The sequence below is a fragment of the Bradyrhizobium sp. ORS 111 genome, from assembly GCF_045571485.1.
GTDB lineage: Bacteria > Pseudomonadota > Alphaproteobacteria > Rhizobiales > Xanthobacteraceae > Bradyrhizobium.
This window is the reverse complement of sequence record NZ_CP120701.1, coordinates 4,527,402-4,553,237: the sequence shown is the minus strand read 5'-3', so window position 1 is coordinate 4,553,237 and position 25,836 is coordinate 4,527,402. Positions and strand designations below refer to the sequence as shown.

General features: G+C 63.9%; 31 protein-coding genes and 1 pseudogene. 13 read left to right on the top strand and 19 right to left on the bottom strand.

All coding sequences use genetic code 11. The features are described 5' to 3' along the window. Window positions 1-128 precede the first annotated feature (128 nt). On the bottom strand, window positions 129-1,379 hold the full coding sequence (locus tag P6U30_RS21360; protein WP_407164893.1) for an MFS transporter: 1,251 nt from the start codon (window positions 1,377-1,379) through the stop codon (window positions 129-131). 102 nt (window positions 1,380-1,481) lie between these two features. Here P6U30_RS21360 and P6U30_RS21355 point away from each other — a divergent pair, with 102 nt between their 5' ends. Further along, on the top strand, window positions 1,482-1,934 hold the full coding sequence (locus P6U30_RS21355) for a winged helix-turn-helix transcriptional regulator (protein ID WP_407164892.1): 453 nt from the start codon (window positions 1,482-1,484) through the stop codon (window positions 1,932-1,934). 43 nt (window positions 1,935-1,977) lie between these two features. Here P6U30_RS21355 and P6U30_RS21350 read toward each other — a convergent pair whose 3' ends face one another. After that, a complete protein-coding gene (locus P6U30_RS21350; RefSeq protein ID WP_407164891.1) occupies window positions 1,978-2,289 on the bottom strand; it encodes a DHCW motif cupin fold protein in 312 nt (103 codons plus the stop codon). Window positions 2,290-2,420: 131 nt separating this feature from the next. Continuing rightward, on the bottom strand, window positions 2,421-2,792 hold the full coding sequence (locus P6U30_RS21345) for a nuclear transport factor 2 family protein (protein ID WP_407164890.1): 372 nt from the start codon (window positions 2,790-2,792) through the stop codon (window positions 2,421-2,423). Between the two features lie 137 nt (window positions 2,793-2,929). On the opposite strand from P6U30_RS21345, the gene guaA reads away from it, so the two are divergent. After that, a complete protein-coding gene (gene guaA, locus P6U30_RS21340) occupies window positions 2,930-4,528 on the top strand; it encodes a glutamine-hydrolyzing GMP synthase (RefSeq protein ID WP_407164889.1) in 1,599 nt (532 codons plus the stop codon). A 337-nt stretch (window positions 4,529-4,865) separates the two neighbouring features. Here the strand turns inward: guaA and P6U30_RS21335 are convergent, their stop codons facing one another. The 4 genes from P6U30_RS21335 to P6U30_RS21320 all read right to left on the bottom strand — a co-directional run bounded on the left by P6U30_RS21335 (window position 4,866) and on the right by P6U30_RS21320 (window position 8,552). After that, entirely contained in the window at window positions 4,866-6,107 is a 1,242-nt protein-coding gene (locus P6U30_RS21335) for an RNA polymerase sigma factor (RefSeq protein WP_407164888.1), read from the bottom strand. Window positions 6,108-6,114: 7 nt separating this feature from the next. Next, window positions 6,115-6,471 (bottom strand): YciI family protein, encoded by a 357-nt coding sequence (locus P6U30_RS21330; RefSeq protein WP_407164887.1) that lies wholly within the window; start codon window positions 6,469-6,471, stop codon window positions 6,115-6,117. A gap of 52 nt (window positions 6,472-6,523) precedes the next feature. After that, window positions 6,524-7,150: a glutathione S-transferase family protein gene (locus P6U30_RS21325; protein ID WP_407164886.1), complete on the bottom strand. Its 627-nt coding sequence runs from the start codon at window positions 7,148-7,150 to the stop codon at window positions 6,524-6,526. Between the two features lie 496 nt (window positions 7,151-7,646). After that, window positions 7,647-8,552: a LysR family transcriptional regulator gene (locus P6U30_RS21320; protein WP_407164885.1), complete on the bottom strand. Its 906-nt coding sequence runs from the start codon at window positions 8,550-8,552 to the stop codon at window positions 7,647-7,649. Window positions 8,553-8,711: 159 nt separating this feature from the next. On the opposite strand from P6U30_RS21320, the gene P6U30_RS21315 reads away from it, so the two are divergent. From P6U30_RS21315 to P6U30_RS21305, 3 genes are read left to right on the top strand one after another with little or no spacing between them, the layout of a single operon-like run. After that, the gene (locus P6U30_RS21315) at window positions 8,712-9,140 is read left to right on the top strand and encodes a hypothetical protein (RefSeq protein WP_407164884.1); all 429 of its coding nucleotides are present in this window, start codon (window positions 8,712-8,714) and stop codon (window positions 9,138-9,140) included. A gap of 13 nt (window positions 9,141-9,153) precedes the next feature. Then, on the top strand, window positions 9,154-10,305 hold the full coding sequence (locus P6U30_RS21310) for an alpha/beta fold hydrolase (RefSeq protein WP_407164883.1): 1,152 nt from the start codon (window positions 9,154-9,156) through the stop codon (window positions 10,303-10,305). A 57-nt stretch (window positions 10,306-10,362) separates the two neighbouring features. After that, a complete protein-coding gene (locus P6U30_RS21305) occupies window positions 10,363-10,500 on the top strand; it encodes a hypothetical protein (RefSeq protein ID WP_407164882.1) in 138 nt (45 codons plus the stop codon). A gap of 54 nt (window positions 10,501-10,554) precedes the next feature. Here P6U30_RS21305 and P6U30_RS21300 read toward each other — a convergent pair whose 3' ends face one another. Both P6U30_RS21300 and P6U30_RS21295 read right to left on the bottom strand, forming a co-directional pair. Then, entirely contained in the window at window positions 10,555-11,154 is a 600-nt protein-coding gene (locus P6U30_RS21300; RefSeq protein ID WP_407164881.1) for an NADPH-dependent F420 reductase, read from the bottom strand. 41 nt (window positions 11,155-11,195) lie between these two features. After that, on the bottom strand, window positions 11,196-11,930 hold the full coding sequence (locus P6U30_RS21295) for an SDR family NAD(P)-dependent oxidoreductase (RefSeq protein ID WP_407164880.1): 735 nt from the start codon (window positions 11,928-11,930) through the stop codon (window positions 11,196-11,198). A 292-nt stretch (window positions 11,931-12,222) separates the two neighbouring features. Here P6U30_RS21295 and P6U30_RS21290 point away from each other — a divergent pair, with 292 nt between their 5' ends. Continuing rightward, window positions 12,223-13,119 carry a LysR family transcriptional regulator gene (locus tag P6U30_RS21290; RefSeq protein WP_407164879.1) on the top strand — a complete coding sequence of 299 codons (897 nt, stop codon included), beginning with the start codon at window positions 12,223-12,225 and terminating at the stop codon, window positions 13,117-13,119. A 43-nt stretch (window positions 13,120-13,162) separates the two neighbouring features. On the opposite strand, the gene P6U30_RS21285 is transcribed toward P6U30_RS21290, so the two are convergent. Further along, window positions 13,163-13,903: an SDR family NAD(P)-dependent oxidoreductase gene (locus P6U30_RS21285; protein ID WP_407164878.1), complete on the bottom strand. Its 741-nt coding sequence runs from the start codon at window positions 13,901-13,903 to the stop codon at window positions 13,163-13,165. A 153-nt stretch (window positions 13,904-14,056) separates the two neighbouring features. Between P6U30_RS21285 and P6U30_RS21280 the strand changes: the two are divergent. Then, a pseudogene (locus P6U30_RS21280) lies at window positions 14,057-14,143 on the top strand (LysR family transcriptional regulator); the annotation flags it as partial. A 158-nt stretch (window positions 14,144-14,301) separates the two neighbouring features. Here P6U30_RS21280 and P6U30_RS21275 read toward each other — a convergent pair. Then, complete coding sequence (locus P6U30_RS21275) at window positions 14,302-14,955, bottom strand: glutathione S-transferase family protein (RefSeq protein WP_407164877.1); 654 nt, start codon at window positions 14,953-14,955, stop codon at window positions 14,302-14,304. A gap of 269 nt (window positions 14,956-15,224) precedes the next feature. Next, window positions 15,225-15,689, bottom strand: a complete 465-nt coding sequence (locus P6U30_RS21270) for a GbsR/MarR family transcriptional regulator (protein ID WP_407164876.1) — start codon at window positions 15,687-15,689, stop codon at window positions 15,225-15,227. 64 nt (window positions 15,690-15,753) lie between these two features. Here P6U30_RS21270 and P6U30_RS21265 point away from each other — a divergent pair, with 64 nt between their 5' ends. The 4 genes from P6U30_RS21265 to P6U30_RS21250 all read left to right on the top strand — a co-directional run bounded on the left by P6U30_RS21265 (window position 15,754) and on the right by P6U30_RS21250 (window position 18,750). Beyond that, window positions 15,754-16,044: a hypothetical protein gene (locus P6U30_RS21265; RefSeq protein WP_407164875.1), complete on the top strand. Its 291-nt coding sequence runs from the start codon at window positions 15,754-15,756 to the stop codon at window positions 16,042-16,044. A 40-nt stretch (window positions 16,045-16,084) separates the two neighbouring features. Continuing rightward, window positions 16,085-16,786: a methyltransferase family protein gene (locus P6U30_RS21260; protein ID WP_407164874.1), complete on the top strand. Its 702-nt coding sequence runs from the start codon at window positions 16,085-16,087 to the stop codon at window positions 16,784-16,786. Window positions 16,787-16,892: 106 nt separating this feature from the next. Beyond that, entirely contained in the window at window positions 16,893-17,366 is a 474-nt protein-coding gene (locus P6U30_RS21255) for a VOC family protein (protein ID WP_407164873.1), read from the top strand. Between the two features lie 121 nt (window positions 17,367-17,487). Continuing rightward, the gene (locus P6U30_RS21250; protein ID WP_407164872.1) at window positions 17,488-18,750 is read left to right on the top strand and encodes a serine hydrolase domain-containing protein; all 1,263 of its coding nucleotides are present in this window, start codon (window positions 17,488-17,490) and stop codon (window positions 18,748-18,750) included. Window positions 18,751-19,077: 327 nt separating this feature from the next. Here the strand turns inward: P6U30_RS21250 and P6U30_RS21245 are convergent, their stop codons facing one another. Both P6U30_RS21245 and P6U30_RS21240 read right to left on the bottom strand, forming a co-directional pair. Continuing rightward, window positions 19,078-19,575 (bottom strand): peptide deformylase, encoded by a 498-nt coding sequence (locus P6U30_RS21245; protein ID WP_407164871.1) that lies wholly within the window; start codon window positions 19,573-19,575, stop codon window positions 19,078-19,080. Between the two features lie 22 nt (window positions 19,576-19,597). Continuing rightward, window positions 19,598-19,879, bottom strand: a complete 282-nt coding sequence (locus tag P6U30_RS21240) for a hypothetical protein (RefSeq protein WP_407164870.1) — start codon at window positions 19,877-19,879, stop codon at window positions 19,598-19,600. Between the two features lie 46 nt (window positions 19,880-19,925). Between P6U30_RS21240 and P6U30_RS21235 the strand changes: the two genes are divergently transcribed. Then, window positions 19,926-20,216 (top strand): hypothetical protein, encoded by a 291-nt coding sequence (locus P6U30_RS21235; RefSeq protein ID WP_407164869.1) that lies wholly within the window; start codon window positions 19,926-19,928, stop codon window positions 20,214-20,216. A gap of 49 nt (window positions 20,217-20,265) precedes the next feature. Here the strand turns inward: P6U30_RS21235 and P6U30_RS21230 are convergent, their stop codons facing one another. The 3 genes from P6U30_RS21230 to P6U30_RS21220 form a co-directional block, all read right to left on the bottom strand. Continuing rightward, window positions 20,266-21,138: a GNAT family N-acetyltransferase gene (locus tag P6U30_RS21230; RefSeq protein ID WP_407164868.1), complete on the bottom strand. Its 873-nt coding sequence runs from the start codon at window positions 21,136-21,138 to the stop codon at window positions 20,266-20,268. 202 nt (window positions 21,139-21,340) lie between these two features. Beyond that, window positions 21,341-22,411, bottom strand: coding sequence for an amidohydrolase family protein (locus P6U30_RS21225; protein WP_407164867.1), 1,071 nt, complete (start codon window positions 22,409-22,411; stop codon window positions 21,341-21,343). A gap of 28 nt (window positions 22,412-22,439) precedes the next feature. Continuing rightward, window positions 22,440-22,970 carry a hypothetical protein gene (locus P6U30_RS21220; RefSeq protein WP_407164866.1) on the bottom strand — a complete coding sequence of 177 codons (531 nt, stop codon included), beginning with the start codon at window positions 22,968-22,970 and terminating at the stop codon, window positions 22,440-22,442. 160 nt (window positions 22,971-23,130) lie between these two features. On the opposite strand from P6U30_RS21220, the gene P6U30_RS21215 reads away from it, so the two are divergent. After that, window positions 23,131-23,691 carry a TetR/AcrR family transcriptional regulator gene (locus tag P6U30_RS21215; RefSeq protein WP_407164865.1) on the top strand — a complete coding sequence of 187 codons (561 nt, stop codon included), beginning with the start codon at window positions 23,131-23,133 and terminating at the stop codon, window positions 23,689-23,691. On the opposite strand, the gene P6U30_RS21210 is transcribed toward P6U30_RS21215, so the two are convergent. Further along, window positions 23,688-24,752 (bottom strand): alpha/beta fold hydrolase, encoded by a 1,065-nt coding sequence (locus tag P6U30_RS21210; protein WP_407164864.1) that lies wholly within the window; start codon window positions 24,750-24,752, stop codon window positions 23,688-23,690. The two genes, P6U30_RS21215 and P6U30_RS21210, sit on opposite strands and share 4 nt — an antisense overlap. A gap of 129 nt (window positions 24,753-24,881) precedes the next feature. Next, window positions 24,882-25,805: a LysR family transcriptional regulator gene (locus P6U30_RS21205; protein ID WP_407164863.1), complete on the bottom strand. Its 924-nt coding sequence runs from the start codon at window positions 25,803-25,805 to the stop codon at window positions 24,882-24,884. Window positions 25,806-25,836: the final 31 nt, after the last annotated feature.

Below are 25,836 nucleotides of genomic sequence, written 5' to 3'. Positions count from 1 at the left end.
CGTCGTTCGGGGGATGTGCAGCATCGAACCTCAGGTACGCAATCGCGCACCGGGGAACCTCGAGATTCTCAGGCGCGCAAGTGCGCGCCATAGTTCCCGCTTGGCGCGCCCCGGAATGACGATCGCCGCTAATACGTCTGCACGCAGCTCGCCCGCGCCGGCGTCTTGCTCACCACCACGATCCAGAACAGCAGCGCTGTGGCGCTGATCGCCGCGCCGAGCATGCAAACGCCGATCCAGCCGGCCGTCGCATAGGCCATCGTCGAGCTGATCGCGCCGGCACCGCTTCCGATCGAATAGAACACCATGTAGCCGCCGACCAGGCGGCTCGCCGCGTCCGGCCGCACCGCGACGATCAGGCTCTGGTTGGTGACATGGATCGCCTGCACCGCGAAGTCGATCATGACGACGCCGGCCAGCACCAGCCACAGCGAGCTGTGCAGGCAGGCAATGGGAGCCCAGCCGGCGAGCATCAGGAACAGCGACAGGCCGGTGGTGCGCTGCGCCCAGCCGCGATCGGCGAGACGGCCTGAATTGCGCGCCGCGAGCGCGCCGGCGAGGCCGGCGATCCCGAGCATCCCGATCGTCGCATGCGACAGCGAGAACGGGGGAGCGGCGAGCGGCAGCACCACCGAGCTCCAGAACACGCTGAAGCTTGCGAAGATCAGCAGCGCGAAGGTGGCGCGCTCGCGCAGGATCGGCTCCTGCACGAATAATTCGGCCGTCGAGCGCAGCAGCTTGGCATAGGACACGCCCGCCATCGGCTGCGGCTGATGCCGCGGCAGCGCCTGCGCCAGCAGCGCCGACAACACGAGGGTGAGCGCGGCCGAGGTGAGGTAGACCAGCCGCCATCCGCCGATGTCGGCGAGTGCGCCTGCGGCGAAGCGGGCGAGCAGGATGCCCGACACCACGCCGCTGGTGACCGTGCCGATGGTGCGTCCGCGCGCGGCCGGTGTCGCGAGCGTCGCGGCGAACGCGACCAGCACCTGGATCACGACCGCCAACAGCCCGACCAGCACCATGCCTGCGAGCAGCACCACCGCATTCGACGCTGTGCCGACGATAACGAGCGCGAGTGCCGACAGCAGGGTCTGTCCGACGATCAGCCGGCGCCGATCCACGAGATCGCCGAGCGGCACGATCAGCACAAGACCGAAGGCGTAGCCGATCTGGGTCAGCGTCACCACGATGCCGATCACGGCCGGCGTGATGTCGAGATCCCGCGCCATGGTGTCGAGCAGCGGCTGGGCGAAGTAGATGTTGGCGACGCTCAGGCCGCAGGCGACCGCAAACAGCAGCACGGTGGCCGGCGACAGATCGCGGGTCGAAGTGCCGCCCGCGCTTGCCGCCCCAGCCTGCGTCGCATCCCGGTTTGTCATTATCGCCTCCGTCCATGTGGTCCTATAATGAGACCAGTTGCATCGGATGCTGTCTAGTCTTATTTCAGGACCACATTAAATCGTGAACGAGGGGAGGACGGGATGAGGCGCACCGGCTTTGCCAAGGCCGAATGTCCGGTGGCGCGCGCGCTGGATGCGATCGGCGACTGGTGGTCGCTGCTGATCGTGCGCGACGCCTTCGACGGCCTGCGCCGGTTCGGCGAGTTCCAGAAGAACCTCGGTATCGCCAAGGGCATGCTGACGACGCGGCTGCACAAGCTGGTTGAAACCGGCGTGCTGGAGCAGGTCGCGGCCTCCGACGGCAGTGCCTATCAGGAATATGCGCTGACGAAGAGGGGACGGGATTTGTTCCCGGTCGTGGTCAGCCTCCGGCAATGGGGCGAGGCGCATCTTTACGCGCGGGGCGAGGCACATTCGATGCTGCTCGACGGCGCAGGCCAACCGGTCGGCCAACTGGTGCTGCCGTCGAGGACTGGCCGCGCGCTGACATGGTCGGACACCCGCGTGCGGAAAGCCGGCGCGCGCAGGCGCTGAGCGATGGACTCTCACCGTTCATAGGCGCGCGACGGACTATGCGTTAGCAGCGCGCGTCGGGTCTCGAAGGATGGGGATGCAGCGGGGCTGTCGCTCGTCGAGACGATCGCTTCGCGATCTCCTCAGGGGGACGGGAGAGAGGAGACGTGCCGTTCTCGCCCTTGACGATAAACAGCACGTGGCCGCGATCGCACCAATGATCGGCGAGATAATCAGGCGAATACTCGACCATGCGCACCCGCAGGTCGCCGATATTGAGCGTGCGCCACAGGGCTTGTCCGGTCTCGCCGGGATGCACGGTCGGCTCGATTTTGCTCCAGTCCGTGATGGTGAACGGCAGGGTCGGGATCTTCATGGGCACAGTCCTGATCGTGAATGTATCTCACTAGTCATTGCGAGCAGCGAAGCGGTGAAGCAATCCATCTCTCCGCTTGTGGACGTATGGATTGCTTCGGTGCCCTTGCAATGACGAAGTTCGGCCTCAGCTCAATGCACCGGATGGTTCGCCGAACCCTGCCGGATCTTGCCCTCGGCATCGAGCCGCAGATACTCGCAGATCTTCATGCCGCGCTCGTTCTGGTAAAACACTACGATGCTGTCGGGACTGACGAACAAATCGATCAGCTCGAAATGCAGGTCGGGCAGCTTGGCCAGCGCCGTGCTCCAATAGGCGCGCAAGCGCTCCTTGCCGCGCACGGTGCCGGAGGCGCCGAAGCCGAGCGCCGGAATCCGGTCCGAGGTCATCTCGGTCTCCTCGGCATAGAGCGACAGCACGCGCTCGAGGTCGTGCGAGTTCCAGGCGGCGATCCAGTCGCGGCCGAGCGCGGCGAGGCGGGCGGGATCGTGGTGGTCTGGCATGATTTCCTCCGTCTTCGGTCTGGGCCAAATTAGGTCAATAATACTTACCTATATGGATTTGTCCATGCCCAAAGAAGAATGTGGGCGTGCCGCTTGGCGCGGTTGCGGGGGCGGGCGGTGTCGCGTATCTGCTTGCCATGACAGCCCAGCAAACAGCCCGCGAGTCGTCGACGCCCTCCGTGGCCTCGGCGCATGACAAGATTCTGATTGTCGATTTCGGCAGTCAGGTGACGCAACTGATCGCCCGCCGCGTCCGCGAGATGGGCGTCTATTCCGAGATCGTCCCGTTCCAGAAGGCCGAGGCCGCCTTCAGAGAGATGAAGCCGAAGGCGGTGATCCTCTCCGGCGGCCCGGCCTCCGTGCTCGACGCCAACGCGCCGTCGGCGCCGATGTCGGTGCTGACGGCGGGCGTGCCGGTGCTCGGCATCTGTTATGGTGAGCAGACCATGGCCCAGCAGCTCGGCGGCATCGTCGAGGGCGGGCATCACCGCGAGTTCGGCCGCGCCACCATCGAGGTCACCGACGACTGCGCGCTGTTTGAGGGCGTCTGGCTGAAGGGCGGCCAGTATGACGTCTGGATGAGCCACGGCGACCGTGTCACCAAGTTGCCCGACGGTTTTCGCGCCGTGGCGCGCGCGCCGGGCTCGCCGATCTCTGTCATCGCCGACGACAAGCGCAAGTTCTACGCGATGCAGTTCCATCCGGAGGTGGCGCACACGCCCGACGGCGCATTGCTGTTGCGCAACTTCGTGCGCAAGATCGCAGGGTTCTCCGGCGACTGGACCATGCGCGCGTTTCGCGAGGAGGCGATCGAGAAGATCCGCGCCCAGGTCGGGAAGGGCAAGGTGATCTGCGGCCTGTCCGGCGGCGTCGATTCCGCGGTCGCCGCTGTCCTGATCCACGAGGCGATCGGCGACCAGCTCACCTGCGTGTTCGTTGATCACGGCCTGCTCCGGCTCGACGAGGCCAAGACCGTCGTCGACCTGTTCCGCCACCACTACAACATTCCGCTGGTGCACGTGGATGCGTCGAAGCAGTTCCTCGGCGAGCTCGCCGGCGTCACCGATCCGGAAACGAAGCGCAAGACCATCGGCCGGCTCTTCATCGACGTGTTCGAGGCGGAGGCGAAGAAGATCGGCGGCGCCGAATTCCTGGCGCAGGGCACGCTCTATCCCGACGTGATCGAGAGCGTCTCCTTCACCGGCGGCCCCTCGGTGACGATCAAGTCGCACCACAATGTCGGCGGCCTGCCCGAACGCATGAACATGAAGCTCGTCGAGCCCTTGCGCGAATTGTTCAAGGACGAGGTGCGCGTGCTCGGCCGCGAGCTCGGCCTGCCCGAGATCTTCGTCGGTCGCCACCCGTTCCCGGGCCCGGGCCTTGCGATCCGCTGCCCCGGCGACATCACCAGGGAGAAGCTCGACATCCTGCGCAACGCCGACGCCGTCTACATCGACCAGATCCGCAAGCACGGTCTCTACGACGAAATCTGGCAGGCCTTCGCCGTGCTGCTGCCGGTGAAGACCGTCGGCGTGATGGGCGACGGCCGCACCTACGACTACGTCGTCGGCCTGCGCGCTGTCACCTCGACCGACGGCATGACCGCGGACTTCTATCCCTTCGAGATGAAATTCTTAGGGGAAACCGCCACGCGCATCATCAACGAGGTGAAGGGCGTGAACCGGGTGGTGTACGACGTGACGAGCAAGCCGCCGGGGACGATTGAGTGGGAGTGAGGGGACGGCGGCCATTGAAAAACTACCTATATAATTCAATGATTTATCTTCTTCATGATATCATCAGCGATGCATCGTCCATAGCACTGAACGATCCGATAATTCATTGATTGATCGAGGGGTTTTGCCTGATCGCAAGCAGGCTTTAGCCCCTATGGCTGAACAGGTTGACGGTCTTTCTGACGGTTCTTTTCGAAGTGATACTGGCGGAAACAAAAAGACCGTCACATCGAGCAGGTCGCGTTGACGGTCTTTTTCGTCAGGCGAATTGTTGTGGCTCCGCAACGACGGCTCAGACCTGGCTGAATTCGGCGATGCGGCGCTCCACGTCGCAATGTCACACTGCCGCTTGTCGCCGCTGCAAGAATCGCCGCACGGCCGGGTCAGACTCAAGACCGATTGCTCGATCATAAGCCTCATGCGCGGCCGCTCGTTCGCCGGCTCGGGCCAGTAGATCGGCGCGCACCGCCCAATAGGGCTGATATTCGGCGAGCCGAGCGTCTACTGCAATTGTGTCGAGCGCGGCGAGGCCCGCGGCGGCGCCTTCGGTCTCGGCCAGAGCCACGGTGCGGTTGATCGCGGCGACTGGCGACATGGTCAGGCTGCAAAGCGCGTCGTAGAGCTCAACGATCGCGGGCCAATCGACGCCGCGGCCGAGCCGCCGCGCAACATGCGCCGATTGGAGCGCGGCCTCCAGTTGATAGCGCCCGATCGCATCAAGCCGCTGCGCTCTTCTCAGCAAAGTCTCGGCCTCGTCGATCAGGGCGCCGTCCCAGCGCACAGGATCCTGCTCGTTAAGCGGAACGAACTCGCCGTCCGCATCGCGGCGCACCGACCGCCGCGCGTCGGAATAGAGCATCAGCGCCAGCAGACCGAGCACTTCCGGCTCGTTCGGTAAGAGTTCTGCGATGAGCCGGCCGAGCCAGATCGCCTCCTCGGCGAGATTACGCGTTTTCGCCTCAGCGCCGGTGGGATCGCTCCACCCCTCGGCGAAGGCCGCGTAGATCGCAGCGAGGACAGCGTCGAGCCGCTCCGGCATGTTCTCCCGGTCGGGCCTGCGAAACGGAATGCCGGCGAGCCTGATCTTGGCTTTAGCGCGGGCGAGCCTCTGTCCCATCGTCGCCGGCGCAACGAGGAAGGCTGAGGCGATAGTCTCGGCGTCGAAGCCGAGAATGGTCTGCAAAATAAGGGGCGTCCGTATCGAGCTTTCGATTGCGGGATTGGCGCAGGCGAACATCAGGCTCAAGCGCTCATCGGGGATAGGCGCGGATTCTTCGGCCATCGCCGCCATCTCTTCGGCCAGCAGCTGGAGGTGGCCGCTCGCCTCGGTGGCCGTGCGCCCATGTCGCGCGGCGTCGATCGATCTGCGCCGCGCGACGGCGAGCAGCCAGGCTTCAGGATTGCGCGGCGTGCCGCTCCTCGGCCATTCGGCCAGCGCCGCAGCGAAAGCCTCGGACAAAGCGTCCTCAGCTCTCGCGACATCGCGCGTGCGAGCGCTCAACAAGGCGACGAGGCGGCCATAGCTTCGGCGCGCCGCCATGGCGGCTGCGTTATGCGCTTGGCTGTCGTAACCGCTCATCACGCAGTTATTGAGAATAGATCGCGAGGACCGGCCGAATTTCCATCGTACCATACGAAGCACCCGGACAACGCGCCGCCCAAGCAATCGCCGCGTCGAGGTCGGGCGCTTCAATCAAGTAATAGCCGCCGATCTGCTCTTTTGCCTCGGCATACGGACCGTCAAGAACTTGTGTCTTGCCATTGGAGATGCGCACAGTCGTAGCTGCCGCGATCGGCTGCAAACGATTGCTGTCGACCAGGGCCCCCGCTTTCTTCAGCGCTTCGGTATAGGCGGTATAAGCGCCGAGCGTCTGCTCGACCTGATCTTTCGGCAAGGCGGCGAAGGCGGTTTCGTTCGCATGAATCAGCAGCATATACTGCATGAAAGGTCTCCTCGTCTAACTGTCCACTTCCCGCAAGCCCAAGAAGGCTTCGCTAGTGCTGCAGGATCGCCTTAGCGCTCGGGCGCTCGCTGACGTGCCGGAACCATTGGGCGAGCTTACTCTTGCCAGCGAGGATCGTCTCGCCCTCAGGCGTCAAGCGTAACCAGTCGAAAAGTGGCATTAGACGGAAGTCGGCGAGACTCAAGACTTCACCGGTTAGGTAGGGCGCAGCGATCAAAGCCTCGAGTGCATCGGCGCAGCTTCGCGCCATCGGCATGGCTGCTTCGACCTGTCCCATGTCGGTTGGACGGCCCGTCAAGTTTGGCGCGACCAGTCGCTCGAATCCAATGCCATCGGCCCAGGACGGGCCGAGGTAGCAATCTATGATCCCGATCACCTGGTTCATGCGCGCCACTTCGCGCGCGTTCGTCGGCTGGAGCGCGGGACCGGGAAAGGCCTCGTCCACATAGCGCAAAATGGCCTGGGTTTCGTAGATTTCGAAGCCGTCGTGATCGAGCACTGGCACTTTGCCGAACGGATTGCGCGCCAGATGTTCGGGCGTCTTCCAGGCTGGTGGCATCAAGTTGACCAACTCGTAATCCACACCTTTCTCGGCCAGACCCAGCATCGCGCCGCGGGCGTTGGGGCTGCCCGACAATCCATAGAGTTTGACACTCATCTCTACCTCCCTCGTCTGAAAGCGCCGCCGATGCGCCGCTGAACCGATGTCGTCCGAGCGGCCGCGATTTCGACATGTGGGAGGAAATTTCGTGAAGCGCGGCGGAGGACGGGATCCGCGCCGCAGGTCTTTCGCGCGGCGCATCCGGGGCCCATGCCGCCTCGAATAAGTCCGCCGCCGCTACCCGCTCTGTGAGCATGGCAAGGTGTGCGTTCCGGTCCAAACAGCTGTGACGGTCTTTTTTCCGCGCCTCGGTGATCGGTTGCTGGCCCGATTTCGCCTGAAATCAACCAATCGATAGCGATAGTCCCTGAAATCGTGCAAATTGCCGATCATCGAAATTTCTGTTTGAAATCAATAGCCCGAATTTCTGACGGATCGGGGATACGGTTCTTTGATACACGCAGAAAAATTTCGCGCTGGAAAATCAGCGCGTTAACATGACTTAGAACAATCGAGTGGGAGTGAGGCAGGACGGATGCAATACTTCGTGCACCTAAGTCGGGGTGAGGCTGCCGTGCTCCAAAATGCGTCTCTGGCGGCGGAACGCTTCGGCGATTGCGCTTGAGACGGCTCTGATGCGGGCGGCGCGCCGCATGTCCTGATGCACGATCAGCCACAGCACGCGTCGTGCCGGCGCCCTGTCGGGCCAAACGCGGACCAGATCCGGCGCGGAATCGCCGAGAAAGCAGGCAGCTTCGGCAATGCCCGCTTTGCTCGCCGCGGCTCGAAGCTGGATGAGAGGGTTGTCGCAGCGAAGCGCTATCCGCGCACCTTCGAGCGACTCGCCCATGAAAGGCTTCATCGCGGTTGGGGGCGCTGTGAAGGTGATCAGGTCGAAATCCGCCAATCCCCGGCCCTGCTTCGGGACTCCTGTGCTCGCCAGGTAGTGCTTCGACGCGTAAAGTGAGAAGGCGACTTCGCCTAACTTGCGACAAACGAGGTCCGAAGCCGACGGCCGGCGAAATCTGATCGCAAGGTCGGCCTCGCGGCGCGCGATGTCGAGCGAGCGAACGCCGGCGATCAAATCGACACGCAGCTCCGGATGGGTTTCGCGCAGCGCCGCAATGGCAGGCGCTACCAACTGATAGGCGAGCGCCTCGGTCGTGGTTATCCGAACCGAGCCCGTGAGCAGCGCGTCGCGTCCGGCGACAATGCGCTCAAGATCCATGGCGGCGCTCTCCATTGCCGCGCATTGGCGCAGGATGGCCTCCCCGGCCGACGTGGGCACAAAGCCATCCGGGGTCCGGTTCAGCAGTGACACCCCGAGCCGCTCCTCGAGCAGCGCGACCCGCCGCCCAACCGTCACATGACCCACGCCCAAGGTACGGGCAGCTCCCGACAGGCTGCCGGCGCGCGCTACGGCCAGGAAGAAGCGTACGTCATCCCACTGCCAGGTCACGGGCATCACTCCTGTTCATTTGTGAACACCATATGTGAACAAATCGATGAGGCAAACGACATCTCGAGCTTCTATGTGAACGGCCAGAGCTCGGACGCCAAAACAGCGCAAGTCACCAAGAATGCAGCCGGCGAGCGGCCACCTGGAAGGAAGCCCGCAATGATCGCAGAAAAGAGAACGGCGAACCTCCTCCGTCACGTCGTCTTTGCACTCGCCCTGACGCTGATGGGAGCTACGTCCACCACATCCGCTGTCAAGGCTCAGACCTTCTCGCCCACGGCCACCGGCGTGATCGTCATCCTTGGCGTGAAGGCCGGTGTCGCGCGCGAACAGGTGATGGCCGTCATGCCTGCTGAAATCCGGGCGACCGTGCAGCTCTATCTCAGTGGCAAGATTCGCCAATGGTATTCACGTGGCGATGGCCGTGGAGTCGTCTTGTTGCTGGATACGAAGGACGTCGCCGAGGCGCAGACGATCATGGAAGGCCTGCCGCTGGGCAAGGCAAATCTCATGGACCACGAGTACATCGCAGTCGGTCCACTCGTGCCGCTCGGTTTGCTCATGGCCAATCCCGCACCAGCGCAATGAAGGAGTCATGGTGATGCCGAAGCTGCAGCCGAGCGACCATGAAGCGAGCAGCGCAATACGAGACACGACGCTATCGCGACGCGACATGCTTTGGGCGGCAGGCGCGCTCACCGTCGGTGCCGCGTTCGCGGAGCGGTCAAGCGCTGCCACCCCCGAGTCGAGCGGGGCCAGCGCTCAGTCGACATCTTGGTCGGATTCGACGATGCCCGAGGTGACGCATCGCATGATCGAGACGAACGGCATCCGTTTGCACGTTGCCGAGCAGGGTGACGGTCCGCTCATCATCCTCTGCCACGGCTTTCCCGAGTGCTGGTATTCCTGGCGGCATCAGCTCCCGGCGCTGGCGAAGGCCGGGTTCCGTGCGGTGGCACCCGACTTGCGCGGCTATGGGCAGAGCGACCGTCCGGAGGAGGCGGAGAAGTATACGATTCTCGATGACATCGGCGACATCGTGGGTCTGGTCGATGGTCTGGGTGCTAAGCAAGCGGTGATCGCCGGCCACGACATCGGCGCCGCGATAGCATGGCAAACGGCGCTTCTGCGCCCCGACATCTTCCGGGCCGTCATCGCTCTCAGCCCACCGTTCCGGCCGCGCGCGTTTGGCAGTTCGGGGCCACCAACGACGCTCATGCCGCGGACCAAAGATGCGGTGTTCTACCAGCTCTTCCTCCAAACCCCCCAGGCTGAAGTGGCTCTCGGGAAGGACTTGCGGCGCACGTTCCGTGGTCAGTTCTACTCGCTCTCGGGTGACAGGCCGCCGTCCGCGGGCGGCGGGTTTGCTGGCGGGATGATGCCCCGCCAGGGTGCTTTGCTATCCGATCCGGCATCCTTGCCGGCTTGGATCACGGATTCGGACATCGATGTTTATGTCGAAGCATTCACGCGGAGCGGGTTTCACGGTCCTCTCGCCTGGTGGCGCAACATTGATCGCGGCTGGGAGCTCATGGCCCCCTTTGACGGGACGGCGGTATCTGTCCCGGCGCTCTACATCGTGGGCGACCGCGACTTCGTTGCTACTGCGTTTGAACAGGCCATAGCCAAGCAGTCGAGCTTCGTTCCCAAACTCCGACCGCCTATCATACTCGCGGCTTGCGGCCATTGGACCCAGCAGGAACGTGCGGCTGAGGTCAGCACAGCGATGATCGACTTCCTTCGGAGCATGTAGGCGAAGTTCGCGAAAATCGCCTGAAGGCTAAGAGAAACCTTGCCATGACCGATGCACTTGAATCTCCAGCCGTTGGAGGTTGTCGTCACCGAAACTGACGGTACTTTCCTGGCGAAACGCGACCTCTGCACGCTCGATGAATTCAACAAGATCGACCGATCGATGCCGATAGTCGCTGAAACCGAGCAGATCTGAAGCCGCTCCGTCGGGCGTCTTCCCGCTCTTCGAACAGCGTCCATACGCCTTCGTTCACTGCTCTTTCTTGAACAAATCCTGGAAGATGAGCGGGCCCCAAGTGCGGCCGCGTGCGTGCACCAGCGCGCCACCCTCGTTGAGCTTTCCCAGGTTGACGGGTGCGAACCCAAGTTGTTTGGCCAAGGCCGCCACGGGAGCGGTCGCGTCCTCGTCGTCGCTCGACAGAAAGACGACCCGGTGGCCGCCTTCGACGATCGGATCGGCAGCCAGCTTGGCCGCAATCAGGTGATTAAAGCCTTTCACGAGCTTGGCACCGGTGAACGCCTTAGCGACGAAGGCGGAGGACAGGAGACTGTCCAGCTCCTCAAGGGGAACCAATGCGTTCATCACGTCGATGATCGTCTTGCCTTTCCAGCTCGGCAGGGCCTTCGCAACCTCGCGATGCTCCCCGAACGGGACCGCCAGGATGATCATGTCGGCCTCGAGTGCATCCCGCAGTGACTTGGCGACGACCGTGGGTCCAATTGCCTGAGCCTGCAGTGCCAACGCCTCAGGCGGCCGGCGGCTCGCAACGGCCACCTTGATGTTCTTACGGGCGAAGGCCCGGGCGAGGGCCTGGCCGACCGCACCGAATCCTACAATCGCATAGCTCATGATACTTCTCCGATCCGTGTTGATATTGATTCCCCGGCCTTTCAGATGGCCGAGAAGCCGCCGTCGACAGACAGCTCCAGCCCATTCACGAAGCTTGAATCGTCTGAAGCAAGAAACAGCGCGGCCGCCGCAATTTCCTCAGGACGACCCATCTTTCCCCGCGGGATCAGGGATTCGAACATCCGCTTCGCCTCGTCGTCGAGAACTTGGTCCTGCATCGGTGTGGCAATCGGCCCCGGGTGCAGCACGTTCACCCGGATATTCCTGCCCTTCAGTTCGTTGAGCCACCCGCGTGCGAATGCGTGCAGCGCCGCCTTGCTCGCCGCATACACGCTGTAACCAGGAAAACCTTTCACCGAAGCAACTGATCCGGTCATGAAGATCGATCCGCCATCGTTGAACAGCGGCAACGCCTTTTGCACCGTAAACAGCGTGCCGCGCGTATTCAGGCCGAAGGTCGCATCGAAATGCTGCTCGGTAATCTCGCCCAGTGGGACGGCTTCGCCCGTGCCGGCGCTTGCATACAGGACGTCGATCTTGCCCTTTTCCCGCTCGACCGTATCGAACAGGCGGTCGAGGTCGTCGAGATTGGATGCGTCGCCGCGCACGCCGGTCACGTTCCGGCCAATCAGCTTGACGGCCTCGTCGAGCGCCTCCTGCCTCCGGCCCATGATGAAAACATAGGCGCCTTCTTCAACGAACCGCTTGGCGCTCGCCAGCGCCATGCCGCTCGATCCACCCGTGATGACTGCAACCTTACCCTCAAGCTTTCCCATGACTTCTCTCTTCAGGCTCCGTTTTTGGTTCGTCCGGGGATGCCCCCGAGAACCTCGACATGGGTCCGCCGGCGTCAGGAGTTGAGTGCAGAAGCGCGCACATCGGTGGTGCGAAATCGATCCGGCTGGACGACCGGCGCCGGCGGTGACGCTCGGTGTCCGCCGTTCGGAATGGGGCCGCGCTTGTCAGCATGGGCTACGATGGTCGCCCGTGCTACTCACATACGAGATGCTGTTCGACGCATTGGGCACGGGCTTTGGAAGGCGCACCCCAGCGGTGCTGGATTGCACCATGATCGACTGGGATGACGTTCGCTACTTTCTTGCCGTCGCGCGCGGAGGCTCGGTGCGGGCCGCCGCCGAGCGCCTCGGGGTGAACCACTCGACCGTGCTGCGACGCGTCGCCCAACTGGAGGAACGGCTCGGGGCACGCATGTTCGAGAAGCTGCCTTCGGGCTACCGCCTGACGGCTGCGGGGGAGGAGGTCCTCGAGCTCGCGGACCAGATGGAAGCGTCGTCGCACCTGCTGGAGACGCGCGTCTTTGGCCGCGACCAGAGCGTGCGCGGCCTTTTGCGGGTGACACTGGCACCGTCGCTTGCGACACACCTGCTCATGCCGGACTTCTCCGATTTCGCGCGTCTGTATCCGGACATCGAGATGGAAATCTTGTCGTCCGGCGAGCTGGCAAATCTGACCAACCGAGAGGCCGACGTCGCGATCCGCGTCGTCTACGACCGCAAAACCCTGCCGCTCAATCTGCACGGCCTGAAGGGACCGGAGCTGTTCGGCGGCATCTACATATCCCGCGATCGACTCGCCGCGTGGCGTGCGGGCGCGCCTGATCCCATCCGCTGGATCGTCATCAGCATTCATGGAATACCGGACTGGGCCCACGAGGGTGAGGTTCGCGCCGCCGAGATTCCGTTCAGGGTCACAGATGCCGAGGCGCAGTTCGTCGCGGTACGGCAGGGGCTCGGGATGACGACACTGCCGTGCTTCGTTGGCGATGCCGACCCACTACTGGTGAGGGTGCCGGGCACCGACCTGCACATGTACGGAACGCTCTGGCTTCTCACACAGGGGGAGACACGCAAGACGAAACGCGTGCGGCTCTTCACGGAGTTCGTATCCCGCAGGCTCGCCGCGTACGCTCCGCTTCTCACGGGGCTGTCCGTATCGCGCGACTGACACGCGGCAGGTCGGCGACGGCGCACTCTCCTTCGGTTGGCCCTCAGACTTGGCCGATCCCGCCGTCGCTCATCAGATCCGCGCCCGTCATGTAGGAACTCTGGTCGGACGCGAGAAAGAGCGCCGCGCTGGCCATCTCATCGGCTCGAGCGAGTCGACCGATTGGGATCATGCCCTGGTACATGTTCACCAGCTCCTCACGTGTCGCCGACTGAGAGTCGAGTATCGGGGTGTCGGTGACGCCGGGGCTGAGCACGTTGACTCGAATGCCCCGATCCTTGAATTCCGCCGCCCAGGTACGCGCATAGGAGCGCAGCGTCGCCTTGGTCGCCGCGTAGGCGGTATGGCCGGGAATGCCCATCCGGTGCATGGCCGAGGAGACCAGGACGATCGACCCGCCGCCCGTCATCAGCGGCAGCAACTTCTGCACCAGGAAGACGGGGCCGCGGGCCATGAGATTGAATGCCTTGTCGAAGTGCTCAGGCGTAATGGTGTCGATCGAAGCCTGCTCAGTGAAACCCGCGTTGGACACGATGATGTCGACCGTACCCTTTTCCTTCCGTACTGCCGCAGCGACATGGTCAAGGTCATAGAGCTTCGCAGCGTCGGCCTGGATCGCGGTAACGTTGCGTCCGATAAGTTTGGCTGCCGCATCGAGTTGTGCCTTTCGACGGCCGAAGGTAAAGACGTGAGCGCCTTCTGTGACGAACCGCTGAGCTATCGCTAAGCCGATGCCCGTCGTTCCTCCGCTGATGACGGCAACCTTGCCTTCCAATTTCGACATGCTGCTTCCTTTGTGTTTCGTCCTTGCCTCGTCCGGGGGAGGCCTCTGAGAACCTCGAGATGGGTCCGCCGGCATCAGGCGTTCAGTGCGGAAATCCGCACATCGGCGGTGCGAAATCGATCCGGTGGAGCCACCACGCCGCGGTTGGCGGGTCGCGTCTGCCGCTTCACCGAGTTCGTATCCTGCAGGCTCGCCGCGTGCGCTCCGCTTCTCGCGGGGCTGTCCATATCGCACGACTGACGCGCAGCAGGTCGGCGACGGCGCTGTTTCGGGCGTACCGCTGTATCGACTATGCAGCGTATCCTCATGCTGTTTGACACGTTGAACCAGCGATATCCGGGCTCCTTCGTCCGGACCGCACCTTACTCCCGCATGTCGCTTCGCTCATGCGGGCTACGTTAGCCAGTGAATGGCCTGCCGCTATTGACTGCCAACTGCGCCTCGAAAGCCCGCTGGTAGGCAGGCCGCACCTCACCGCGAGCGACGTAAGCGGCGAGGTTCGGAAATTCGTCCAGAATGCCCGATGCCCTCAGCCTGAGCAGCACCGACACCATCATCAGGTCGCCCGCGCTGAAGGCGCGATCGAGCCAGTCGGCATCGCCAAGGCGCGCGGAGAGTTGCCTCAGGCGGTCGCGGATGCGATCCATGACCAGAGGCAGGCGCTCCTTGCTCCAGGGCTTGTCGCCTTCTACGAACTTGGCGATGACGAGCTCGAGGATCGGCGGCTCCACCGTGTTGAGCGCGGCAAACATCCATGCGATCGCGCGCGCCCGGGCATTGGCATCGTCAGGCAGCAAGCCCGCACGCTGCTCGGCGATATGGAGCACGATCGCGCCTGTCTCGAACAGCGCGAGATGGCCGTCCTCATAGGTCGGTATCTGGCCGAACGGATGCAGCGCCAGATGCGCCGGCTCCTTCATCGCGCGGAACGAAACCAGCCGCACCTCGTAAGGCTGGCCGACTTCCTCAAGCGCCCAGCGAACGCGGGTATCCCGCGCCAGCCCCTTGCCGCCATCGGGCGATCGTTCAAAGGCGGTAATGGTGATGGTCATGGTTTCTCTCCGCGTCGCTGGTCTGGCGTCCCTAAAGCGCGATGAGATTGTCATCGCGCTTCAGTCCCTCGTTTGACCGTGATCTTTTCGGAAAACTGCTTCGCACTTTTCCGGATCATGCCCTAGAACGAACGATCGGCGCGCGATCCGACAACCGATCCCGAATTCTTTTGACCGGGGAATTTCGAGAGGCTGACCCAGAGACGGTCCGAAGCTGAGATCATTCGCTCGTATCTGACAATCGCGAAGGCTCATCCGCCTTACGATGCCTAAGACGACCGGCTCCGTTTCCAGCGAGCGACGGCGTCCTCCATGGCGCCGCGCATGATCCGGTAGAAATCCGCCATCTCCTTCAAGCGCGCGCTCACATCCCTGGATGTTGTGATCCCGGTTCCGGCGGCGAACTGGTCGGCCAACGTATCGAGCAGGCGGTTCTGCTGCTGGATCATGGTCTCGTAATCGTCGGCGACGGCGTAGAGCGCTCGTTTCGTTCCGGGCTCGCGATGCCGGCGCGCCAGCGTGTAGCTCTCCAGCAACCGCGCTGCTACGCTGGCGCTGCTCTTGCTGATATCGAGCTGGTTGCTGATCTGGTCGAGGCTGACCGGGCGGGGACGCAGCAGCAGGTAACCGTAAAGCCGGGCCGCGGCGGATGGCACGCCCCAGGGCAGGAGCAGGCGAGCCACGTCCTCGATGAATTGCCGCTCGGCCTTGCCCAACCTTTCTTGCTTTGACATATTCGACATATCCCGAATATAATGGATTTAAGCTGGTGGGCAACCGCAAGGCTCGGAGGAAGCCATGCTTCCCTATCTCGTGGGTGCAATCATAGTCGTCGGCCTGCCGACGCTCTACATCGCGGTGCGCTATCGCGAGTATCGCAAGTTTCTCGCCGGCGCATTTTTCGTCAGCAGCGGGATGCAGTTCTACTTCTACCTGGCGAATATCCCGATTCCGCTCGTGTGGACGGATGCCGTGCAGTCGCCGCAGCTCAGTGCGGTGCGCGGTGCGATCCACTTTGTCCTCTTTCTCGTCTGTTTGTATTTCGGGTGGGTCTTCCGCGGGCAGCCGGCCACGCAGGCAGGCGCCTGACCAACAGCGGCAAGGGGACCAGCTTATGGGAGAGGGCAATATGAACGCGGCTGTCGATCCGAAACCGATGTCGCGCGCCACGGCGATCCTCTATGCCGTAGGCTTGCCACTTGTGCTCGTTGCCCTGGTCGTCGTTCCGGCAGGGAGGATCGGTTGGGGGCCGGGTTGGATCTTCGTCGCGGTTCTTGTCGCGGCGTTTGGGCTTTCGGCGCTGCTCCTTGCACGGGTGAATCCGATGATCTACCGCGCTCGCAGCCGTTTCCAGCCGGGGACCAAGACATGGGATCTCATCCTGCTCGCGGTCATGCTCCCGGCCCTGGTTCTTGAAATTCCAATCGCGACGCTCGACGCAGGACGGATGGGATGGTCCGACGTCCCGCTCTGGCTCGTCGTGGTCGGCTATCTCCTGTTTGTCGGCAGCGTCGCGGTCACGACATGGGCTCAAGCCGTCAATCCGTTCTTCGAGCCGGGCGTTCGGATCCAGCAGGAGCGAGCGCAACGGGTGATTACATCCGGGCCGTACCGATTCGTCCGGCATCCCGGCTATGTCGCTGCGATAGCAATGTTCATCGCAATTCCGCTTGCGCTCGCCTCGTGGTGGGCCTTGTTGCCGGCTGCATTGGCGATCGTGCTGCTGGTTCTCCGCACGCGGCTGGAAGATCGTCTGCTCCAGGCCGAATTGTCGGGCTATGCTGACTATGCCGGCCGAACGCGCTATAGGCTCATGCCTGGTATCTGGTGACGATCACCGAGGGGCTCCCCGTCAGCGGGAACTCTCCATCGTCATAGATCGAGCTGAGGCGCGGCGCTCGAAATCAGCCGAATACAGTTCTTGGAAGGAGACTATCATGACCGACCTCGTCACATGCCTCTGGTTCGACCAAGGCCGGGCGCGCGAAGCAGCGGAGTTTTACGCTGCGACCTTTCCCGACAGCCATGTCGGCGCGGGCCATCCATCGCCGATACCGGGCATCGGGCAGGGCGAGGAACTGACGGTCGAGTTCACTGTGCTCGGCCGGCGCTTTGTGGGGCTGAACGGAGGCCCCACCTACACGCCGACCGAAGCGGTCAGCTTTATGGTGCTTACCGACAGCCAGGACGAGACCGACCGCTACTGGAATGCGGTCACCGGCAATGGCGGCAAGGAATTGCCTTGCGGGTGGTGCCGGGATCGCTGGGGCTTTGCCTGGCAGATCACGCCGCGGCGGCTGCTCGAACTCGTCAACAGCACCGATCGCGCTGTCGGCAAGCGCACGATGGAGGCGATGATGACGATGACGAAGATCGACATCGCCGCGATCGAGCGGGCCGCCGCGGGATGACGGCACGACCACCCGTCCGTTCGTCATGACATAGCGGCAAGGCGCCCGGCGCAAACGCGAGATGTGTGGCATGACCCCGCATGGTACGACTCGGCATCGTCCCGTCCCGGAGCCAGCCTTGATGTCCGTCGCGACTGCATCCAACCAACAACAAACTCCCACCGCCGCCGAGACCGATCCGCAAACGCTCGGCTGGATGCAGGGCTTTCCGCCGCCTCAGGACAAGACCGTCACGTTCCAGGACGGCTCGTTCCGCAGCTTTCCCGAGCTGCGCTGGGCCTGGAGCAATCTGCGGCAACTGGTGCCGACGGTGAATGTCTGGCGGGGGCCGGGGCCCGCGTCGGTGCTGCCGCGCGAGGACCATGACATCGGCGCGTCGGCGTCGGTCACCATGGACGGCCGTCCGATGACCTTTGCGCGCATGCTCGAGGAAACCTATGCCGACGGCATCGCCGTGCTGCACCGGGGCAGGCTGATCTACGAGCGCTATTTCGGCGCGCTGAAGCCGCACAAGCCGCATATCGGGATGTCCGTGACGAAGTCGTTCACCGGCACGCTGGCCGGCATCCTGGTCGCCGAGGGCAAGATCGATCCGCAAGCTCCGATCACGGACTATGTGCCCGAGCTGAAGGCCAGTGCATTCGGCGACGCGCGCGTGCATGAGGCAATGGATATGACCACGGGCCTCGCTTACACCGAGGTCTATACCGACAAGAACTCCGACGTGTGGGGGCTGCGGCGCGCCAATGGCATGGCGCCGATCCCGGAAGGCTATCAGGGCCCGACCACGATTTTCGATTTTCTCTGTGCGCAGAAGAAGCAGGGCGAGCACGGCAAGGCCTTCGCCTACAAGACCGTCAATTCCGACGTGCTGGCCTGGATCTGCCGGCGCGCCAGCGGCATGACATTGTCCGATCTTCTCTCCGAGCGGATCTGGACGCCGATGGGGGCGGAGGAGGACGCGCATTATCACGTCGACCGCATCGGCACCGAGAGCGGCGGCGGCGGCCTGTCGACGACGCTGCGCGATCTGGCCCGCTTCGGCGAGACGATCCGCAATCACGGCCGCTTCAATGGCCGCCAGATCGTGCCGGCTTCGGTGGTCGAGGACATCGCGCGCGGCGGCGATCGCGAGAAGTTCAAGCCGGCCGGTTACACCACCTTGCCCGGCGCCTCCTACCGGAATCAGTGGTGGGTCACGCACAATGCGCACGGCGCCTTCATGGCGCGCGGCGTGTATGGCCAGGGCATCTACATCGATCCGAAAGCCGAGATGGTGATCGCGCGCTACGCCTCGCACCCGGTCGCCGGCAATGCCGCCAACGATCCCGTGACGCTACCGGCCTACATGGCGCTGGCGAAGGATTTGATCGCGGGCGGGTGAAGGCGACAAATTTTGGTTCGACCGGTCTATCGGCAAAACTGACTTAGCCTCCCCCGTTTGCGGGTAGGGGAATCGCATATGGCCCTTGGGCGGCTGCGCACGAACTCGGCCTCGTAGTTCGAGACGCGCCGCAAGCGGCGCTCCTCACCATGAGGGTCTACTATTGTGCCGCAAAACAAGACCTCATCCTGAGGAGCCCGCCAAAGGCGGGCGTCTCGAAGGATGGTCACAGGGCGCTCTTCTCCCAAATGCGATAGCCCTGCGCTTGCCGACGCGCTCGGCAGCGCTCGTGCGCGCCTGAGCGCGGCGGGTGGGGGCTCTCTCAGCTCACCCCCGCGACAGCTTCTCGAACCGCTTGATCAGCCGCTCGCGCTTGAGGCGGGACAGCCGCTTGATCCAGAACATGCCATCGAGCTGATCGATCTCGTGCTGGTGGCACACCGCGCGCAGGCCGTCGGAGTCCTCGGTCTGCATGTTGCCGTCGAGGTCCTGATAGCGGATGCGGACGCGGGCATGACGCTCGACCTCGTCGACCACGCCAGGCATCGAGACGCTGCCTTCCCGATGCAAGATCATCTCGGGCGAGGTCCGGATGATCTCGGGGTTGACGTAGGTCCTTGGGCCTTCGCCGGCGTCGAGCTCCAGCACCACGACGCGCGAGGAGACGCCGATATGCGGCGCGGTGATGCCGATGCCGGGCGCCGCATGCATGGTGTCGAGCAGGTCGCCCGCCAGCTCGCGCAGCGCATCGTCGAACACGGTCACGGGTTGGGCAGGCAGCGCGAGCCGAGGATCGGGATAGCGGACGATGGGGCGAATTGTCATACGATCGTATCAGGGCCGATACTCATGAAGTCCCAGCCACGTCCGCTTTGCTTCGCTCACCACGCGCGTCACGCACCGCCTGAGCAACTTTGGTCGCCTGCGACACGCGTCCGATTTTCGCGCCCGCCACGATCTTTCTTCGGCGTTCGCTCGGCTTCGGCACCATGCCTTCGCCCGCAGTAGTTCCGGCCGGCGGATAAGTCATGAAGTTCGCGGCCCGGTGCAGCGCGAGGGCCTTTCGAGCTGCTTCGACATGCGCCGTCCGGGCCGCCAGGTTGTGCAGGCGCCTGAGCTCGGTGTTCACGCGCTTCAGCGCTGCGGCGAAGACCTGCTTGCGCTCCGAAGCATGCTTGACGGTTCCTGGAAAGCTTGACCCGCGAGCCTCGGCCTTTCCGCGTCCCTCGCGCTGCTTTTTGCCGGCCGAGCGTTCGCTCCTTGTCGCGCATCTTGCGCAAGTGGGGCCGCATGGCCTCGAGCTCGGCGACCTCTACGTGGTAGATCGCTGGATGATGCGTCAGGCGGACTGTCTCATGTTCTTCGTGGCTGAGAATGCTGCGTTCGAACTTGCAAGGGACCGCCATTACCATCCTCCGTTTGATTTCTTGAACCTCGGGCAGAAGGACACGTTCAGCTCCCGCTGATCATAGCTCTGGCGGTGCCGGATGGCCAATCGGCCATCGCATTCGCCAGTCAGACGCGTTTCTCGAAGAACAGATCGGGGTAGGGGTCGTCGTTGAAGCGCGGAATCTCGGTCCAGCCGCTCGTACGGTAGAGCTGACCGGCTTCCCCCAGCGCGCTGTTGGTGTCGAGCCGCAACACCGTGATGCCGAGCTCGCGCGCGGCGTTCTCGGCGGCCTCCATCAGACGGCGGCCGAGGCCGAGGCCACGCGCAGCCGGCGCAACCCAGAGCCGCTTGATTTCCGCCAACGCGCCGCCGCTGCCTTTCAATCCAACGCAGCCGACCGGCAGGCCGTCCGACATCGCCACGATGAATGCGCCGCGCGGGCGCACCATGTCCTTGGCGTCGGGATCGCGCGAGAGCTTGACGTCGAACCCCTGCTTGAAGCGTCGCGCAAGCTCGGCGTAATAGGCGCCGAGGCAGTAGCGCGCCTCGTCGCTGCGCGGATCAGCGTCACGTAAGGTCGTGCCATCGCGCCCGAGCGCCGAGGCGATCAAGTCCATCGCCGCCAGCAGTGCCTCGCGCTGGGTGTGGCGGGCGAGGAAATCCCTGGCTTGCCGATTGGAGATCGCTTCATAGGCGTTGAACTCGCGACGGCCGGTCGCCGTCAGCCGGCAGGTGCGGCGGCGCGCGTCGCTCGCATGCGTCGTGGTCTCGATCAGTCCCTCGTCTTCGAGGCTCCGCAACAGACGGCTCATCAGGCCTGAATCGAGGCCGAGATAATCCCTGATGTCGCCGACCTCGGCGCATCCATGCCCGATCGCGTTGAGCACGCGTGCCGCCCCAAGCGGCCGGCCGCGCCCGAGGAACGACGTATCGAGCGCGCCGACCGCGGATGTCACGGCACGATTGAAGCGACGGACACGGGAAACAGCATCAAGCATATATCTGACTTTAGTCAGAGATTATTCTGCCGTCAATCGGCATGCGGATGCGGGTCTCAGGAGGCCAAGTCTCTCGCTGATGACGGCGACCACCAAGCCCAGTCTCGCGGGAGCGAGCACCTATAAGCCGTAACCCATCACGTAGGCGCCGCGAGATTGCGGAACAGTGCCGGGCTGCTTGGCAAGTGAGATCCGCACCAGATCAGCATCCCAGCCGCGGAAACAGCCGAACCGCATTGTCACGCGTGATCGCGGCGATATCGGCCAGCGTAAAGGCCGTATGATCGCGGACGCCGCGAATTGTCAGCGGCACCGCCTCGCGGGTGGCGAAGACATAGTCGCTGCCGAACAGGATGTGGGAGCTGTCGACGACAGTGAGCAGGGAGGCAAAGACATGCGGCGAGGCCGACAGCGCAGTGTCGTAATAAAACCGCTTCAGGAAGTGCTCGGGTCCTTCGGGAAGCACGTTTTCCTTGAAATTGATGTAGTAGGTCAGGAGGTCGGGCATCGACCCCTTGAGCCCGGGGAAGATTCGCGACAGCAAGCCGGCGGCGTCGCCCACGGCCGCGCCGATTCCGCGGGCATTGGCGAGCAGCGTCGCCGTCATGCTGACGCGGCCGGCGAGGTAAGGCACCGCGCCGCCGGCATGCGCCAGGATGAAGCGGATGTCCGAATAGCGCTTCATCACGCCGCCGACGATCAGCGAATAGGCGGTGCGCGTGGTGTCGAAGCAGACGTCCAGCATCGCTTCGGGAAGACCGAGATGCGATTGATCGAGGCCGGGCGGCGAGGCTGGATGGACGAAAACGACCGCCTTGCGCCGGTTGAGCTCGGCATGGAGTGCCTCGAACCTGGGGTCGCCGAGATAGTAACCGTCGTAATTCGAGAACAGAACGGTACCGTCCAGCTTCAGTTGGTCGAGGGCGTATGCGAGCTCGCGCAGTGTGGCATCGACGTCAGGCAGCGGCAGAGTGGCAAGCGCGGCGAAGCGGCCCGGATGCGCGGCCGCGAGTTCAGCGAAGACGTCATTGGTGTGGCGGGCGAGTTCGCATGCAAAGGGAAGGGGAGCGTCGAGGCCGGCAAAATAGACGCCCGGCGCAGACAACGAGATGATGCTCGTATTAATCTCGTTCTTGTCCATCACATCGAGGGCAGCTTCGAGCGTCCATTTCGGTAAGGGAACGCCCAGTGCTTTGGTGACGCCCTTGCGCGAAAGGGCGTTGGCGTATGGCTCCGGAACGATGTGGTGGTGGATGTCGATCAATCCCGCCATCGTTGGTCTCCAGCAAGTCAGCCCCGCATCACACCCGAAAATATCGGCGCGCCATCCAAGCCGAGGGCCCCGCAATCACCGCGCAAGACGCCACCGCAAGCACGGTTGCCTGGACACTGAACTGGCACGCCATCACGACGACGGAGAGCAGAGTGACCCAGGCGCGCGATGCATTGCCAAGTTGCAGCGTGCGGCGTTTCTTTCGCAACTCGTCCGCGTCGGCGCTGCCCGTATCCCTGATCCAGTTATAGACGGGCAGGTTGATGATCTTGGTGATGCTGCTCGCGATGATCCAGATCACGATACCCGCGCTGAACCACCAATGATGAAAGCCGTAGACCGCGAAATAGAAGATGACAGCGAGAATGGGGATGGTCCCGATCGTGACGGTGAACAAGTCGCTCGTCGCCGTGCGCAGGAACGTCCGGGCGAAGTCCTTGAAAGCGAGCTCGTCCATGTCGTTCATCATGTTCTGGACGACACCCGACACGAACAGAAGGATACCGGCCCCGAGTGCGTTCATCGCGAGGATGGCGGCTTCCACACCGGGTTCATTCATGGTGTTTGCTCCTCGAGCGCCGTGCGAAGCACTCGCGCGGCGAAGCCCGCGTTCAGGATTGATATTTACGGTACAGTACTGTAAACAAATGTCAATGACGCGATCCCCGGCCCGACGTTCTGCCCGAAATCCCGGACGGCCACGCAATGCGGATGTCGACGTGGCGATCCTCGATGCGGCCGTGGACTTGCTGATCGAGCGCGGGGTCGAGGGGACGACCATCGAGCAGGTCGCCAAACGCGCCGGCGTCACCAGGCCGACGGTCTACCGCCGGTTCCCTGACAAGAACCAGATGCTCATTGCCGCAATCCACATGGCGCATGTCGGTCAGCAAACGCTGCCGGACCTGCCGCAGTGCCGAGACGTCGAGCAGATGCTCGCACTCTGGGCCCAGGCGATCGCTGAGCCGCGTGCGCGCCGTCTCATCCGTCGCCTGATGACCGCGCTGCCGTACTATCCCGATCTCCGGGAGGCGTACTGGAACGCGAGCTTGAAGCATCGCGAGGCGTGGATCGAGGCGGTGCTCACGCAAGCCCGTGACCGGGGCGATTTTCCGTCCGATGCCGATCTCGACATCATCCGGCAAATTCTCACCGGGGCGGTCGCAACGCACGTCACAAGCCGTCCCGACACGAGCACAAGGGCGGAGATCAAAGCCTATCTCGTCGCGGTGCTGCGGCAGACCTGCTATCGCAGGGGCCGGCGCGATCGCCAGCGCTAGTTGGTCAGGAAGGAGACCACCTCCTGCAGCAATTGCTCTCGTCCATGCTGCGGCCGATCAAGATGCACGTAGTGCGTTGCCCCCCGCAGCGTGACGACGCGGAGCGAAGCGGCTCGCACCGCGTCATGTGCGAAAGCCTGCGCGTCCTCGGGCCGGCTCCAGAAATCTTGCTCACAGCGGATCACGAGCACGTTTGCGGTGATCGACGACGCATCGAACAGGCGCCGGCCGCTCGCCTGATAGAAGCTGTCCTCGATCGCGCCGAGTGGCGCGCGGAATGCCGGCGGGTCCTGCGTGCCGGATTGCGGGTCGCTATCCAGCGCGGCCTTCTGATAGGCGGCGACGAGCGCAGGATCGCGCCACGCCACCTTGTCGGGAATCGGAATCGACTTGTCCCAGCCCGGCACCAGCGAGTTCGCGTCGTTGCGCGCATAGGCGCCGATGGTTGGGTTGAGGCGGTCGGGATGCGCCGGATCGCTGACCGGCGATCCCGGCCCGAGCTGGGCGTGACGATCGGCGCCGCCGTACAGCGCGTTGAGCGTGACGAGGTGCGCGACCTGTTCGGGATGCTGCGCCGTGTAGTAGGCCGCCCACATGCCGCCGGTGGCCCAGCCCAGCAGGGCGACCTTCGTGCCGTTCGACCGCTGCCGAACCGCCGCGACCGCAGCGGCAATGTCGCGCGCGACATCGTGGGCATGCACGACCGGGCGGTTCGCGCCGGCTGGTTGATCCAGCTCGGGCGGGCGTTGCGAGCACCCGTAGCCCCTGGCGTCCATCACGTAGACGGGCCGTCCCGTGTGCACCGCGAGGTCGGCGGCAAGCGAGCCGTCGGGCACCGCAAGGTCGAAGCTCGCGATGCCAGGCACGCGGGCGCCGTGGAGCAGGATCAAGGGCTCGCCGCGTTCGATGCCGGCCGGAGGGCGCAGCTCGCGGACGCAGAGGCGCACGCCATCGTTCGTCGTGACCTGAAAGTCATCTCGTGCAACCGCGGCGCCGATTGCGCCAGCGGCATTGACGGAGCTGGATGCCAAGGCCGCCAAGGTCAAAAAGAAGAATTTCATGACGTGAGTAACCATCCCAAATCCGCAGGACGATCGGAATCTAGGGCGACTTCAGAAGTTGATCCAATACCGTTTGCTGCAAGACGCGATACGCAGGATGTATCGCCGCGACGGTGCTGTGACGACGCGCTATTGGCCGCTATGCGATGCGAGCAGGGCCGCGAGAGCCGGCGAGCCGTCGTTCTGCCGCCAGGCCAGCGCGACTTCATAGGGCACGGCCGCGCCGCCGATCGTGCGGAAGACCACGTTGTCCCAGCCCGCCGTCCTGAACAGCTCGGGCACCAGCGCCACGCCAAGCCCTGCCGCGACCAGTCCGACGATCGTCTCCATCTGAACGGCGCGCTGCGCGACCTCGGGCACAAAGCCAGCGGAGGCGCAGGCGCGCATGACGCGGTCGTGAAGCCCGGGTCCTTCGCTCGCGGGAAACAGAATCCATGGCTCGTTCGCCAATGCGGCGAGCGGCAGTCGCGTACCCGGCTCGCGCGCAAGTGCGTGGTGGGATGGAAGTGCCGCGACGAGCGCGCTGCGCAGGATGGTGCGCGTTGCGATGTGCTGCTCGGTGCCGTCGGGAAGCGGCAGGGCGACGATCGCGAGATCGAGCCGATCGTCGAGCAGCGCCGTGACTTGACGGGCGGTCGGCGCCTCCATCAGATCCAGCGCGACGTCCGGATGGGTTTCGCGAAAGGCCGCGATCAGCGTCGGCACGATGTGGCGGACGGCGGTGGCGACGAAGCCGATCCGAAGCGAGCCGACCAGACCGGCTCCGGCGCGGCGCGTCAGCGCAACGGTCCGGTCCGCCTGGGCGATGGTGCGCCGTGCCTCGTCGCGAAGCACCTCGCCGGCGGCCGTCAGACCGGTGATCCGGTTGGTGCGTTCGAGGAGGCGCACGCCAAGCTGCTCCTCCATCTGCCGGATCGCCGCGGTGAGCGGCGGCTGCGCCATGTTGAGACGCTCGGCGGCCTGCCGGAAGCTCATGCTATCGGCGACGGCGAGGAATTGCTGAAGCTGGCGCAAGCTGAGCATCGCGATCACATTGACGGCATCGCGACGCAAGATCAATCGTCCTCGACGGCTCGCGTCGGTG

Bases quoted from the DNA above. Each gene is read 5' to 3' on its own strand.
- P6U30_RS21360 (WP_407164893.1), bottom strand. From the start codon at position 1,379: ATGACAAACCGGGATGCGACGCAGGCTGGGGCGGCAAGCGCGGGCGGC.
- P6U30_RS21355 (WP_407164892.1), top strand. From the start codon at position 1,482: ATGAGGCGCACCGGCTTTGCCAAGGCCGAATGTCCGGTGGCGCGCGCG.
- P6U30_RS21350 (WP_407164891.1), bottom strand. From the start codon at position 2,289: ATGAAGATCCCGACCCTGCCGTTCACCATCACGGACTGGAGCAAAATC.
- P6U30_RS21345 (WP_407164890.1), bottom strand. From the start codon at position 2,792: ATGCCAGACCACCACGATCCCGCCCGCCTCGCCGCGCTCGGCCGCGAC.
- guaA (WP_407164889.1), top strand. From the start codon at position 2,930: ATGACAGCCCAGCAAACAGCCCGCGAGTCGTCGACGCCCTCCGTGGCC.
- P6U30_RS21335 (WP_407164888.1), bottom strand. From the start codon at position 6,107: ATGAGCGGTTACGACAGCCAAGCGCATAACGCAGCCGCCATGGCGGCG.
- P6U30_RS21330 (WP_407164887.1), bottom strand. From the start codon at position 6,471: ATGCAGTATATGCTGCTGATTCATGCGAACGAAACCGCCTTCGCCGCC.
- P6U30_RS21325 (WP_407164886.1), bottom strand. From the start codon at position 7,150: ATGAGTGTCAAACTCTATGGATTGTCGGGCAGCCCCAACGCCCGCGGC.
- P6U30_RS21315 (WP_407164884.1), top strand. From the start codon at position 8,712: ATGATCGCAGAAAAGAGAACGGCGAACCTCCTCCGTCACGTCGTCTTT.
- P6U30_RS21310 (WP_407164883.1), top strand. From the start codon at position 9,154: ATGCCGAAGCTGCAGCCGAGCGACCATGAAGCGAGCAGCGCAATACGA.
- P6U30_RS21300 (WP_407164881.1), bottom strand. From the start codon at position 11,154: ATGAGCTATGCGATTGTAGGATTCGGTGCGGTCGGCCAGGCCCTCGCC.
- P6U30_RS21295 (WP_407164880.1), bottom strand. From the start codon at position 11,930: ATGGGAAAGCTTGAGGGTAAGGTTGCAGTCATCACGGGTGGATCGAGC.
- P6U30_RS21290 (WP_407164879.1), top strand. From the start codon at position 12,223: ATGATCGACTGGGATGACGTTCGCTACTTTCTTGCCGTCGCGCGCGGA.
- P6U30_RS21285 (WP_407164878.1), bottom strand. From the start codon at position 13,903: ATGTCGAAATTGGAAGGCAAGGTTGCCGTCATCAGCGGAGGAACGACG.
- P6U30_RS21275 (WP_407164877.1), bottom strand. From the start codon at position 14,955: ATGACCATCACCATTACCGCCTTTGAACGATCGCCCGATGGCGGCAAG.
- P6U30_RS21270 (WP_407164876.1), bottom strand. From the start codon at position 15,689: ATGTCAAAGCAAGAAAGGTTGGGCAAGGCCGAGCGGCAATTCATCGAG.
- P6U30_RS21265 (WP_407164875.1), top strand. From the start codon at position 15,754: ATGCTTCCCTATCTCGTGGGTGCAATCATAGTCGTCGGCCTGCCGACG.
- P6U30_RS21260 (WP_407164874.1), top strand. From the start codon at position 16,085: ATGAACGCGGCTGTCGATCCGAAACCGATGTCGCGCGCCACGGCGATC.
- P6U30_RS21255 (WP_407164873.1), top strand. From the start codon at position 16,893: ATGACCGACCTCGTCACATGCCTCTGGTTCGACCAAGGCCGGGCGCGC.
- P6U30_RS21250 (WP_407164872.1), top strand. From the start codon at position 17,488: ATGTCCGTCGCGACTGCATCCAACCAACAACAAACTCCCACCGCCGCC.
- P6U30_RS21245 (WP_407164871.1), bottom strand. From the start codon at position 19,575: ATGACAATTCGCCCCATCGTCCGCTATCCCGATCCTCGGCTCGCGCTG.
- P6U30_RS21230 (WP_407164868.1), bottom strand. From the start codon at position 21,138: ATGCTTGATGCTGTTTCCCGTGTCCGTCGCTTCAATCGTGCCGTGACA.
- P6U30_RS21225 (WP_407164867.1), bottom strand. From the start codon at position 22,411: ATGGCGGGATTGATCGACATCCACCACCACATCGTTCCGGAGCCATAC.
- P6U30_RS21220 (WP_407164866.1), bottom strand. From the start codon at position 22,970: ATGAATGAACCCGGTGTGGAAGCCGCCATCCTCGCGATGAACGCACTC.
- P6U30_RS21210 (WP_407164864.1), bottom strand. From the start codon at position 24,752: ATGAAATTCTTCTTTTTGACCTTGGCGGCCTTGGCATCCAGCTCCGTC.